8 protein-coding genes are annotated in these 13114 nt (G+C 48.5%); 7 read left to right on the top strand and 1 reads right to left on the bottom strand.

Annotation, left to right across the window (positions count from 1 at the left end):
* The first annotated feature begins 6 nt into the window (after window positions 1–6).
* The 7 genes from DWU89_RS06710 to uxaC all read left to right on the top strand — a co-directional run bounded on the left by DWU89_RS06710 (window position 7) and on the right by uxaC (window position 9432).
* Window positions 7–723: a 3-keto-disaccharide hydrolase gene (locus DWU89_RS06710; RefSeq protein ID WP_244205870.1), complete on the top strand. Its 717-nt coding sequence runs from the start codon at window positions 7–9 to the stop codon at window positions 721–723.
* Window positions 724–742: 19 nt separating this feature from the next.
* Window positions 743–2086 carry a Gfo/Idh/MocA family protein gene (locus DWU89_RS06705; protein WP_115498871.1) on the top strand — a complete coding sequence of 448 codons (1344 nt, stop codon included), beginning with the start codon at window positions 743–745 and terminating at the stop codon, window positions 2084–2086.
* A 166-nt stretch (window positions 2087–2252) separates the two neighbouring features.
* A complete protein-coding gene (locus tag DWU89_RS06700; RefSeq protein WP_115498870.1) occupies window positions 2253–4808 on the top strand; it encodes a glycoside hydrolase family 95 protein in 2556 nt (851 codons plus the stop codon).
* Window positions 4809–4837: 29 nt separating this feature from the next.
* Window positions 4838–5842 (top strand): BF3164 family lipoprotein, encoded by a 1005-nt coding sequence (locus DWU89_RS06695; RefSeq protein WP_115498869.1) that lies wholly within the window; start codon window positions 4838–4840, stop codon window positions 5840–5842.
* A gap of 341 nt (window positions 5843–6183) precedes the next feature.
* Complete coding sequence (locus DWU89_RS06685; protein WP_115498867.1) at window positions 6184–7227, top strand: sugar kinase; 1044 nt, start codon at window positions 6184–6186, stop codon at window positions 7225–7227.
* 112 nt (window positions 7228–7339) lie between these two features.
* Window positions 7340–8008: a bifunctional 4-hydroxy-2-oxoglutarate aldolase/2-dehydro-3-deoxy-phosphogluconate aldolase gene (locus DWU89_RS06680; protein WP_115498866.1), complete on the top strand. Its 669-nt coding sequence runs from the start codon at window positions 7340–7342 to the stop codon at window positions 8006–8008.
* A gap of 20 nt (window positions 8009–8028) precedes the next feature.
* Window positions 8029–9432, top strand: a complete 1404-nt coding sequence (gene uxaC, locus DWU89_RS06675; protein ID WP_115498865.1) for a glucuronate isomerase — start codon at window positions 8029–8031, stop codon at window positions 9430–9432.
* A gap of 62 nt (window positions 9433–9494) precedes the next feature.
* On the opposite strand, the gene porW is transcribed toward uxaC, so the two are convergent.
* On the bottom strand, window positions 9495–13109 hold the full coding sequence (gene porW / locus DWU89_RS06670) for a type IX secretion system periplasmic lipoprotein PorW/SprE (RefSeq protein ID WP_115498864.1): 3615 nt from the start codon (window positions 13107–13109) through the stop codon (window positions 9495–9497).
* Between the last annotated feature and the right edge of the window lie 5 nt (window positions 13110–13114).

Below are 13114 nucleotides of genomic sequence, written 5' to 3'. Positions count from 1 at the left end.
ATCGATATGACTAAAATAATCACATTTCTAACAATGTTCCTGTTCTTATGGACAGGGAACATTTATTCTCAGAATAACCAGCTTACAGCTAAAGAAAAAAAGGAAGGCTGGGTCTTGCTCTTTAACGGGAAGAATCTGGATGGATGGACTTCCGTCGGGAAAGACACACCGCCTGCATTCGGCTGGGTTGTTGAAGACGGTATCCTGAACGTGCGTAAACAGGGTGACAAAAGGGGAGGTGACATCATCACCCGGGATCAATATTCGGACTTCGACCTGAAAGTGGATTTCCGTATCACCAAAGGAGCTAACAGCGGGATCAAATACTTCTTTACCAAATACGAAAAAGGGGGATGGCTCGGGTTGGAATATCAGATTCTGGATGATGAAAACCATCCGGATGCCAAATTGGGACGCGATGGGAACCGGTTGGAAGGCGGACTATACGACATGTTGCCGACCTCACCCAAGCAAGTCAATCCGATAGGAGAATGGAACCAGGCACGTATCGTGGCAAAAGGGACAAAAGTCACCCATTATTTGAACGGGAAAAAGATCCTTTCTTTCGACCGCAGCAGCGAACAATACAAAAAAGCATGGCAATTAAGCAAATACAAAAATTCCAAGCCGATGTTCGGTGATGTCAAGGAAGGACATATCCTTTTACAGGACCATGGAGACGAAGTTTCTTTCCGCAATGTGAAAATAAAAGTATTCAAATAATCTTATAACAAATTGAGACATGAAAAATACAACAAGAAGAGGTTTTATCAAACAGGTAGCCGCCACGGGTGTGGGGCTGACAATCGGTGGTATGTCTTTCAAGGCATCAAGTGCAAAAAGTTATGCAAATATCGTAGGGGCGAATGAACGGGTGAACATGGCTGTTATGGGAACAAACGGACGTGGCGCAGGTATGGCACGCAACTTCCAGAATCATAAAGATGTAGAGATGCGGTATGTCTGCGATGTCGAAGAAAAGGCATTGGCAAAAGGGGTTGCAGCCGTGAAAAAAGCGGGCGGTAATCCGAAGACGGAAAAAGATATCCGGAAAATATTGGAAGATAAAAACATCGATGCGATCCTGGTAACAGCTCCGGACCATTGGCATGCACCTGCTACTATCATGGCTTGCCAGGCTGGAAAACATGTCTACTGCGAGAAACCGTGTAGCCACAACCCGCACGAAGGGGAACTAAGCATTGCCGCCGCCCGCAAATATAACCGTGTCGTACAGGTCGGTGCACAACGCCGTTCCTGGCCCGGACTGACAGAGGGCATCGAAGCGTTGCACAATGGCGTTATCGGACATATCCATTTTGCAAAAGGCTGGTACACGAATAACCGTGCATCCATCGGTTTCGGGAAGGAAGTTCCTGCTCCTTCAACGATCGACTTCGATCTGTGGCAGGGTCCTGCACCCCGCCGCTCCTACCGCGACAACCTGATCCATTACAACTGGCACTGGTTCTGGCATTGGGGTACAGGCGAAGCATTGAACAACGGCACACATGAGATAGATGTCATCCGCTGGGGATTGGGATTGGATTTCCCGACAAGTGTCAGTTCCGAAGGCGGCCGTTTCCGCTTCAAGGATGATTGGGAAACACCCGATACACAGACAATCGATATTCGCTTTGGCGATAATTGCCTTGTTTCCTGGGAAGGACGCAGCTGTAATTCCCGCAATACGGAAGGACGGGACCGTGGAGTCATATTCTATGGAGAAGGCGGCGCGCTGGAAACGGGTGAGAACGGATATCGTATTTTCGATATGAAAAACAAGTTGATCAAAGAAGTCGCATCCAAAGATGTGATCGATGGACGCGACCCTTCCAGCCCGAGTGCAAACCTGGATATGGGACATATCGCTAACTTTATCGAATCCATAAAGACAAACAGCCGTCCGAATGGAGACATAGAAGAGCTGCATAAAAGCACACTGCTGGTTCAATTAGGCAATATCGCCTGGCGCACAGGACACCGCCTGATGATCGATCCGACAAACGGACACATCATCAACGACCCTGAAGCACAACGCCTGTGGAGCCGCACTTACGAACCGGGTTGGGAACCCATTGTTTAAAGCGTCATATCATGGTAAAATAGACGATGAAAAGCCGGACATTTGTTTGTGAAAGCAAATTCCGGCTTTGTTTTTTTACCAAAATAGGCACTTGCAGACATTAAGAATCAGGGATATTTATGTATGTTTGCAACCAAAACACTTTTTTGTATAATCTAAAATCACCATGAATATGCGCATTATTCCTTATTTCGTTTTCTTTTTATGTTTCGCTGCGTGTACGGGAACACCACAAAAAGAGCCTCTCACCCTTTGGTATCATGAGCCGGCACACAATTGGGACGAAGCCCTGCCGGTAGGAAACGGACGGGCCGGAGCGATGGTCTTCGGAGGAGTTGAGAAAGAACAACTGCAATTGAATGAAAACACCTTGTACAGCGGGGAACCATCGGTCGTCTTCAAAGATGTGAAGATCACGCCGGAGATGTTCGACCGGGTTACCGGACTGATGAAAGCCGGGAAATATACGGCTGCATCCGACCTGGTCTGCAAGAACTGGCTGGGACGCCTGCATCAGTATTACCAGCCGTTCGGAGACCTGCACATCCAAAACAATAAACACGGAGATGCCGGACAGTACAAACGGACACTCAACATTTCAGATGCTATCGCAACAACAGCATACGAACAAAACGGCATACGCTATGAACGGGAAGTCTTCGCCTCCCATCCGGACGATGTCATCGTCATTCATCTGAAAAGCGAGACCTCAAAAGGCATCGATATTTCACTCGACTTCACCTCTCCCCATCCGACAGCCGTACAGAAAGGGGAAGACGACCGCCTGATCCTGCACGGACAGGCTCCCGGCTATGTGGAACGGCGCACATTCGAACAACTCGAGCAATGGGGCGACCAATATAAACATCCCGAACTCTACGATGCAAAGGGAAACCGCAAATTCAACAAACGCATACTCTACGGAGATGAAATCGACGGAAAAGGGATGTTCTTCGAAGCCCAATTGAAACCGGTCCTTCCGAAAGACGGAAAATGCGAAATCACGGATTCCGGCATACACGTCTACAATACAGGAGAAGTCTATTTCCTGCTCAGCATGGCAACCAGCTTCAACGGTTTCGACAAAAGTCCGAGCCGGGAAGGTATCGATCCAGCCGCCAAAGCAGCCGATATCCTCGACAAAGCGCTTGCCTATGATTACCCGACATTGAAACAACGCCATACGGAAGACTACCGTTCTCTCTTCGACCGTGTCAATTTAGAACTGGTATCTTCTCCCGGACAAAAGGCGATGCCGACCGACACACGCCTCGAGCGGTTTGCACAAACTGCCGATCCGGATCTGGCCGCACTTCTCTTCCAGTTCGGACGCTACCTGATGATCAGCGGTTCACGTCCCGGAGGGCAACCTTTGAACCTGCAAGGAATGTGGAATAAAGACACGATCCCCGCCTGGAACTGCGGTTATACAATCAACATCAATACGGAAATGAACTACTGGCCGGCCGAACTTACCAACTTGTCGGAGTGCCAGGAACCGCTGTTCCGGATGATCCGCGAGTTAGCCGTCTCAGGAGCTGAAACCGCTCAAAACATGTATGGCCGCCGTGGCTGGGTAGCGCATCACAACACTTCCATCTGGCGGGAATCCCTGCCGAACGACAATGTGCCGACAGCCTCTTTCTGGCCAATGGTACAAGGTTGGCTTTGCAGCCATCTCTGGGAACACTACCAGTTTACACAAGATACGGACTTCCTGAAAAACGAGGCATACCCGCTGATGAAAGGAGCAGCCGAGTTCTTCGCCGATTGGCTGATTGACGACGGCAACGGACATTTGGTTACCCCGGTAGGCGTCTCTCCCGAAAATACCTTTATCACGGAAGACGGGCAGCAGGCGGCCATGAGCATGGGACCGACAATGGATATGGCGATCATACGGGAAACTTTCACACGCACACTCGCTACTGCCGAGATGTTCGACCTCGACGAACCGCTCCGCGCCGAACTGAAGGACAAACTGGAACGCCTACTCCCCTACCAGGTCGGGAAACGGGGACAACTACAGGAGTGGATGTACGATTTCAAAGAACGTGAACCCCAACACCGCCATTTCTCCCATTTATACGGCTTCCACCCGAGTGACCAGATCACACCGGATAAGACGCCGGAACTTTTCAATGCCGTCCGCAAAACCCTCGAATTGCGCGGTGACCTGGCTTCCGGCTGGTCGATGGGATGGAAGATCAACTGCTGGGCGCGTTTGTTAGACGGTAACCACGCCTATAAAATCATCGCCAACCTGTTCAACCCGGTCGGATTCGGCAACAGCGAACACAAAGGCGGCGGTCTGTTCCGGAATATGCTTTGTGCGCATCCGCCTTTCCAGATCGATGGGAACTTCGGCTATACGGCCGGTGTCACGGAAATACTGTTACAAAGCCATGCCGGCTACATCCACCTGCTTCCTGCCCTGCCCGATGTATGGGCGGAAGGTACGGTTTCCGGCTTGAAAGCAAGAGGAAACTTTGAAGTCGCAATGAATTGGAAAGAGGGTAAGCTGACGGATGCAAATATCCATTCCCTGGCAGGAAAAAGCTGTACGCTGCGTGCCGGACAACCTTTTACAATCAAACAAAACGGCAAAGTCGTTGCCACTTCTACTCCTATCCGATCGAACGGCAAGGAATACCACCAAGCAACATTCCAATCAGATACGCATTTGTCGAATAGTTACAAATTAACACTTTTATTCGATTAACTATTTAGCAATCAATAATAATAACAATCATGAAATATTATAAACAAATTCACATTGCCGCCTTTCTTTTTTTACTTATTGGCTGCAATCAGCATCCTCAAAAAATAGAACGAATCAACATGATTCCAAAAGTTATCACCAATGAACTATATATTTCAAAGAATTGCAAACTAATCAAGACAAATGATTTTTTCTATATATCCGATATAAAAGAAACCGATGGATTTATTAAAATCTATAATCCGGATGGCTCTTTTAATACAAGTATCGGGAAAATTGGAAACGGACCGGAAGAATTTACAACTCCCTATATCACTCCCTATAAAGATGAGGGCATCTTGGTATGGAATCAATGGGGAAGATATAATTCTGCAATTTCTCAAAACACAAAAGAAGGCATGCTTTTAAATCCTATTACGACTTGTTTTATCAATGAAAACGTAGCCTCTTTACAAACAGATTTTGAAGGGAATTTCATTATTTACAATCCAACTAAAAAAGAGGGTATTATCACACTCTATTCTAAAGATGGAAAAGAAATCGCTTCTGCCGGGAAGTTGCCATATCCACAAGATATATCTAATAGACAAGAATGTTTTTCGGGCAATATCATGTACAACCCTTATAACAAAAAACTTGTGCTTGCTTTAAACACGCTTCCATATACAGCTGTTTATCAAATTAAGGATAACAACATTACCCTTTTAAATGAACAAGAAATAGGGGACGCCGAGTATCATATTTCAGACAACAACATGAACATTCCTAATCCGGGAAAAGATTGTCTTGTCGGATTTTGTCTGACCAAAGATTACATTGTGTCTATTTTAAATGACCCGGATTATAAAGGAACTGACCGCAGCCAGACTTCCCCTAAACGACACACAGTAGGAGTTTATGATTACAACCTCAATTTAATTAAAATCGCCAATCTCAATATGCCAAGAATCAATTTGGCATCTCAAGGGAATGACAATAGTTTTTATTCTATCGTGTTAAACCCGGAATATAGTATTGTCAAAGCAGAGTTATAAGATGCTGTTTAAAATTTATTCAGCTGTCTTTTGAGAGTTCTTTTGATATCTTTCTTCTGTTTTCAGAAAAGCTACTACTCTTCATGGCAGGCGACAGCGGATGGGTATATTGGACGAAACGGAAGCGTATTGGCGCTGGCGGTGTTTGCGGGGGCGTCCTATCGGGGTCGTCAGTATGCCGAGCCAGGCCATGCTGATGACCGGAAAAGCAGAAGAGGACAAAATGATACGTCTGTTTTCTGGAATAATTTCAGTTATTAATCATGTTTTCGCGCACACACCATGTTTATTTAAAAATAAACTCCTACTTTTGTAGTCTGAACACATTATAAACCATTGATATGGATAAGAAAGTAATAACCTTTGGAGAAATCATGCTTAGACTGGCCACTCCAGACTATCTCCGTTTTTGTCAGAGTGATAAATTGAATGCTACCTTCGGTGGCGGTGAAGCAAACGTAGCTGTATCACTGGCTAACTATGGTATTGCAACAGAGTTTGTAACCCGTTTGCCGAAAAACGACATTGCACGTGCCTGTGTGATGGACCTGCGTAAATATGGTGTCGGAACTTCCCACATTGTTTACGGTGGAGACCGCTTAGGTATCTATTTCCTGGAAACAGGTGCCGTAGCCCGTGCCAGCAAGGTGGTTTACGATCGCGCCCATTCGGCTATCTCTGAAATCAAACCGGGAATGGTCAATTGGGAAGAAGTATTCAAAGATGCATCCTGGTTCCACTGGACAGGTATTACTCCCGCTATTTCGCAAGGCGCCGCAGACGCTTGCCTGGAAGCAATCCAGACAGCAAACCGAATGGGTGTACCCGTATCCTGCGACATCAACTACCGCAAGAACCTGTGGAAATATGGAAAGACGGCTTCTGAAGTGATGCCTGCATTGGTTGCCGGTTGCGACGTGATCCTGGGTAACGAAGAAGATGCAGAAAAGGTATTCGGCATCAAACCGGAAGGTTTCGATGTGACAGCCACGAACGGTGAAGTAAACGCTGCCGAATTCGAATCGGTATGCACACAGTTGATGGCTAAGTTCCCGCGTGCCAAGAAAGTGATCATCACACTCCGCGGCGCTATCAATGCCAACCACAATACCTGGGGTGGTGTCCTCTATGCTGACGGCAAACTGTATCAGTCCCGTCGTTATGACATCACGCATATCGTTGACCGCGTCGGCGGTGGCGACTCTTTCATGGGCGGCTTGATCTACGGTCTTTTGACTTATACAACAGACGACCAGAAGGCGCTCGATTTCGCTGTTGCAGCTTCCTGCCTGAAACACACGATCTATGGTGACTTCAACCAGGTGACTGTTGATGAAGTTGAAAAACTGATGGGTGGAGACGCTTCAGGACGAGTATCAAGATAAGAAGAATAATGCGACAATTAGACAATGTGCCAATATGCCAATGGAAGAGACAGATTCGGGACATAAGCTAATTGGCACATTGGCATATTAACACATTAATAAATTATTCATTATGGCAAGATTCAATAAAATGCAGGTACTCGACGCGATCGTCAGCACTGGAATGGTACCTGTTTACTACAATAAAGATGTAGAAACGGCAAAACAAGTCGTAAAGGCTTGCTACGAAGGTGGCGTACGCGCTTTCGAATTTACAAACCGTGGTGACTTCGCTCACGAAGTATTTGCCGAACTGATCAAGTTCACAGCTAAAGAATGTCCGGAAATGATTTTGGGTGTCGGCTCTATCGTAGACGCCGGAACAGCTTCCCTCTACCTACAATTGGGTGCAAACTTCATTGTCGGCCCGTTGTTCAATCCGGAAATTGCGAAGGTTTGTAACCGTCGCCTGGTTCCTTATACACCGGGTTGCGGTTCCGTATCGGAAATCGGTTTCGCCCAGGAAGTAGGTTGCGACTTGTGCAAGATCTTCCCGGCCGGAAACGTGGGCGGTCCGTCATTCGTGAAGAATATCAAAGCTCCAATGCCCTGGTCCATGATTATGGCGACAGGCGCTGTCGAACCGACGGAAGAAAACCTGTCGGCTTGGTTCAAAGCAGGTGTGACCTGTGTCGGTATGGGTTCCAAACTGTTCCCGAAAGAGATGATCTCAGCCGGAAACTGGGAAGCAATCTCCACTCTCTGCCGCGACGCGCTGGCTACTATCAAAAAATATCGTTAACAACATAAACCACTAATAGTATGAAGACATTTCTCGATTCCAATTTCCTGCTCCAGTCGGATACCGCCCAGAAACTGTATCACGAACACGCAGCGAAAATGCCGATCATCGATTATCACTGCCACCTGATCCCACAGCAGATAGCCGACAACTACCAGTTTGCCGACCTGACGGAGATATGGCTTGGTGGCGACCACTACAAATGGCGCGCCATGCGTGCCAACGGTGTACCTGAAGAATATATCACAGGAGACAAACCGGCTTACGAGAAGTTTGAAAAATGGGCGGACACCATGCAACATGCCATGCGTAACCCGCTCTATCATTGGACTCACCTCGAGCTGAGCCGTATCTTCGGCGTAGACAAGGTGTTGAACCCGTCCACCGCCCGCGAGATCTATGACGAATGTACAGCCAAGCTGCAAACACCCGAATTCCGCGCCCAGGCGATCATGGAACGGATGAATGTGGAAGTCGTTTGCACGACGGACGATCCGATCGATGATTTGCAATATCATGCAGCTATCCGCAAAAGTAGCCTGAAAACAAAAGTTCTTCCTGCCTGGAGACCGGATAAGGCAATGGCGATCGAGAATGTCGCAACATACAATGAATATCTGACGAAGCTGGAAGCCGCCGCCAATATGTCGATTCTGAACTTCAAGGATCTGATCGGTGCCCTGCAGAAACGTCACGATTTCTTCGAATCGCAGGGTTGCAACCTGTCCGATCACGGTCTGACCACTTTCTATGCCGAGCCCTACACAGATGCCGAAATCGAAGCCATCTTCCTGAAAGCTCGCATGAAGAAAGAGCTGACAGCCGAAGAAATCGACAAATTCCGTTCCGCCATGCTCTATGAGTTGGCAGTAATGGATGCCCGCAGCAATTGGGTACAGCAGTTCCACATTGGAGCTACGCGTAACAACAACGCCCGTATGTTCAAGAAGTTAGGTCCGGACACCGGTTACGACGCTATCGCCGATGCCGAAGTCGCCACTCCGCTATCCCGCTTCCTGAGCCGCCTGGACGAAGAAGGCATGTTGGCGAAGTCGATCTTCTACAACCTGAACCCGCGTGACAATGAACTGATGGTCACCACGATCTACAGCTTCAACGATGGTACGGTGCCCGGAAAGATGCAATACGGTTCCGGCTGGTGGTTCCTGGATCAGATCCACGGTATGGAAAAGCAACTGAACGCTCTGTCAGACTTAGGATTACTAAGCCGCTTCGTCGGTATGCTGACAGACTCACGCAGCTTCCTGTCTTATCCGCGTCACGAATACTTCCGCCGTATCTTGTGTAACATCCTCGGCCGCGAAGTAGAAAATGGCGAATTGCCCGCATCCGAACTGCCTTTCATCGGCAAGATGGTTGAAGACATCAGCTACAATAATGCAAAACAGTATTTCGGATTCTAAGAGTCCTTTCCTCAAAAAGGGGGTGCAGTTCATCTGAACTTCACCCCCTTTTTCATTATGCCTTATCTTCTTTTCGCCTTTGCCGCCGCCTCTTTCGCCTTTTGGGCTTCGCGGCGGGCTTTTTCTTTGGCTTTCAGCTTTTCCTGGTATTCGCGTTCTTTTTGCTTGCGCTCTTTTTCCTTCTGCTTGAGGCGCTCTTTGTAGTCGCGTTCCTTCTGCTTGCGGAGTTCTTCGCGGGCTTTCAGCTTCGCTTTACGTTCGGCTTCAGTTTGTTTCAACTTGGCTTTACGATCACGTTCGAGTTGTTTTTCCCGGTCGGCTTTCGCTTTCAGCAAAGCTTCTTCTTCGGCTTTCTGCTTCTTCAGAAGCTCTTCATTCTCTTTCGCTTTCTTTTCCTGCAACTCTTTTTCGGCCTTTTGTTGGGCTTCAAAGGCTTTACGGGCTTCTTCCTTGCGGGCGGCTTCTTCGGCGGCTTCACGCTTGCGGAGTTCTTCGATCTCTTTCAGGGTGAGTTCCTTTGGTTGCTCGACAGGGGCAACAACGGCTGGAACGGTATCGGCCTGTACCGGGGCCACAGTGTCTTTAACAATCTCCTCTTCCTGACGGACAATCGTAGTATCAGCAACAGACGGACGCTCAACCGGAACCGTGTCTTTTACGACTTGTTGTTCTACCGGAGGCTCGACAGCTTGCTGTTGTTGCTGTTCCTTCGGACGGACGGTTTTCTTAACCGGCTGTTCTTCCTTAGGCTGTACGACAGGCGTTTCTTCCGGGATGTTTTCCTCTGCCTCTTCGATCTCTCCGGCTTCTGCTTCAGCTTTTTCAGCCTCGGCTTTTGCATCTTCTTCCTTGATTTGCTCGGCAGTCATGCGTGCTTTCCAACGGGCGGCCAATTCAGGTGCAGCCTCGCCGAAGTTTTCCTGGAAGAAGTCGACGTATTCCTCGAGCGTCTTACCACGCATCAGTGTTTCGTAATTATCATCGGAAATCGGGAGGATGGCAACATTCTTATCCAAAGCCGTCGCATACCCGTCTTTTCCGTAGATCATCTTATAGTAATGGAGAATCTCATCGAGGTTGAAGAAACCATGAATGGTCAGCATAGTCATCGGACCTGCCTCCTCGAAACTCAAGTCGAACTCTTTCACCATAAAGTTGGCGAAGTTATAAGCGGCAACGGCAAAGAGCAACTGGTTACGGTCGAGCGTTCCGGTCGGATACATCAACAGCATCCGGTAAGAGGTGTTCGGTTCAGCCGTAAAAGTACGAGCCGAGTCGGCAGCCGAAAGCGTGCCATCGTCACCGACACCAAAACGCAGGTTCCAGGTCATTCCCCTGACACCGCCTTGAACCATCATACGTCCGCGAAGGACACCTTTCAGCATCTCGCCAGCCAATTCCGTCACATCGGCGGACGGATATTTCTCTACCAATGCTTTCAGGGCATTCTTAAACCCTTCGGCATCTCCCGCCTGCACATAGGTCAAAGCATCGAGGAACATGAACTTGGGCAGCAGGTCCGCCAACGGATACTTGGCGCTGACTTCGCGGAAGTTACGGCGCACAGTCACAGTATCTTCAGCCAAGTAGCTGCTATAAGTAGCCTGGTAAATAGAATCCTGCATCACATCCATCATGCGGATATTGTATTCGTAATTGGGATCGGCAATCGCAATCGCATAATCCGATTCGGGGAACGTATTGATCAACTTGTTCTTATACTCGGTAGCCAAAGTCGTATTACCCGAACGAAGCGCCATCAGATAGACCTGATAATAGCTCTCCAAAAGATGGTTGTGTTTCGGGAAACGGCGTTCCAGTTCCTCAAAGGCTTCGGTGGCCAACGGGATATCTTCGAGCTTGTCCTTATAGATCATCGCCATATTATAGAGACCGTCTTCTATAATGATATTGGAAGCTTCCACATCTTCAGGTGTCATCGGAAGTTGCTGGATATAGTATTCGCGCGTCTTCGGATCATCGGCGGCAACCGGTTCCAAGCCGGCTTCCAACGAATCGGCAGCTATCGGCAAGCCGTCAGGACCTAAAGCGACAGAGTCTATTGCCGCTTCTTCGCCGTTTGCCATCTCTTCATTAAAGGTGGACATTTCCTTTTTACGCCGGCGCCAGTTATCTTCCAGCGTTCGCCGTCCCCATTTACGCTGGAAAGCGGTTTTTCCCTGCGCGACGGCCTGCGGGTTGTAGAAATAGAAGCCGGCGCCTCCGGATGCGGTCGGTAAGGTGATGCCACCCGTTTCCGTTCCCGGACGGTCGATACCTGTTCCTTTTGCCTCCTGTTCAGCGAGGTAAGCCTCCTTCTCTGCAAGGGCTTTCGCCTCTTCTTCCTCTTTCTTTACCTGTTCGATGATCTTGTCGATCACGGCAAGGCGTTCCGCTTCGGGCATTTTGGCAAGTGTCTGTAAACTGTCCTGCAAATGGACGGCTTCCACATGGACGACCAGTTCGTCCAGGATGGCGGAGAGTTTGGACACACGTTCATAGTCCTTATATTCTTTCTGGATGCCGGACAGAGCGCCGCTGAAATTCGGCTGCGCCTTGACATAGTCACGTTTCTGGAAATAGAGGTCTCCCAGTTTGATCTGGCAGATCGCCTTGTCCAAGCCGTTCTGGGTACTTTTCTCCACGCCTAACTCATAGTTTTTGATAGCGTTGACCGTATCTTCCCGGCTCAGATAGACATTTCCCAAAGCATAATAAACCTGGTCGAGCAGGTCTTTATTCTTGTCGCTCTTCGCCATCCGCTGCAACATCTTGACTACTTTCTGGAAGTTTCCGCCGGTAAACACTTCGGTCTGGCGGATGCGGGCGGCAAATTCGAGTTCATACGGAGGATTGGCTTTTATCACCTGCCCGAACATCTGGTAAGCAAGTCCGTTTTGCTCCTGGTCGGCATATATCTGTCCTAACAGGTACTTCATACGAGTCCGTTGGCGGCGGTTCTTCTCCGCCTTGATAGCCGTCTTGAAGTAAGGGACGGCTTCTTCATATTGCTTATTCTTCACCAGGTAATCGGCATAAACCGTTGCATACTGGTTCAGGTTCTTCCGGGGAATACCGTTCGTGTTGAGTTTGCCTAAGATATCTTCGGCCTCGTAGAACCAATCCATCTCCGAATAGCAGCGTGCCTGCCAGAGACGGGCTTCGGCCACGACTTCCTCGTCGTGCGCATAATGGCGGGCGATATAGGAAAAGGTCGCGGATGCTTGCAGAAAGTCGGCATTGTAAAACTGGGCCTGCCCCATCATCAGCCAGCACTTTTTCAGGAAAGGGTTATATTCCTCCTGTTCCTGCCAGGCGCGTTGTTTGGGGTCGTTGCGCCATCCCGGTTTCTTGGGCGGCTTTGTCTTGATGGAGTGGAGCTTGATGGCTTTATTGCTTTTCTCGATTGCGCGGTCGAAAGGACCTCCGGCGGTTTGCTTGTCTTTGGGCTGTGCACTGATCGGATACATCAGGATCATGTCGGAATAGCTCTCTTTGTAGCCGTTCTGCATGGAAAGCAAGGCTTCGTCGAAAGAGGTCTTACCATTGAAATAGATATTGTAGCGGGAGTTAAAGGCATGGTAAAAGCGGTTCGCCTTGGTATTCTTTTTCGTACTGCAAGACCAAAACAAAGAGACAACTATTAATGCCAATATATAGTAGAAACCTTTCTTCATTGTAT

Source organism: Parabacteroides acidifaciens (assembly GCF_003363715.1).
GTDB lineage: Bacteria > Bacteroidota > Bacteroidia > Bacteroidales > Tannerellaceae > Parabacteroides > Parabacteroides acidifaciens.
Note: the sequence above shows the minus strand (reverse complement) of the source record. Positions and strands in the feature narration are given on the sequence as shown.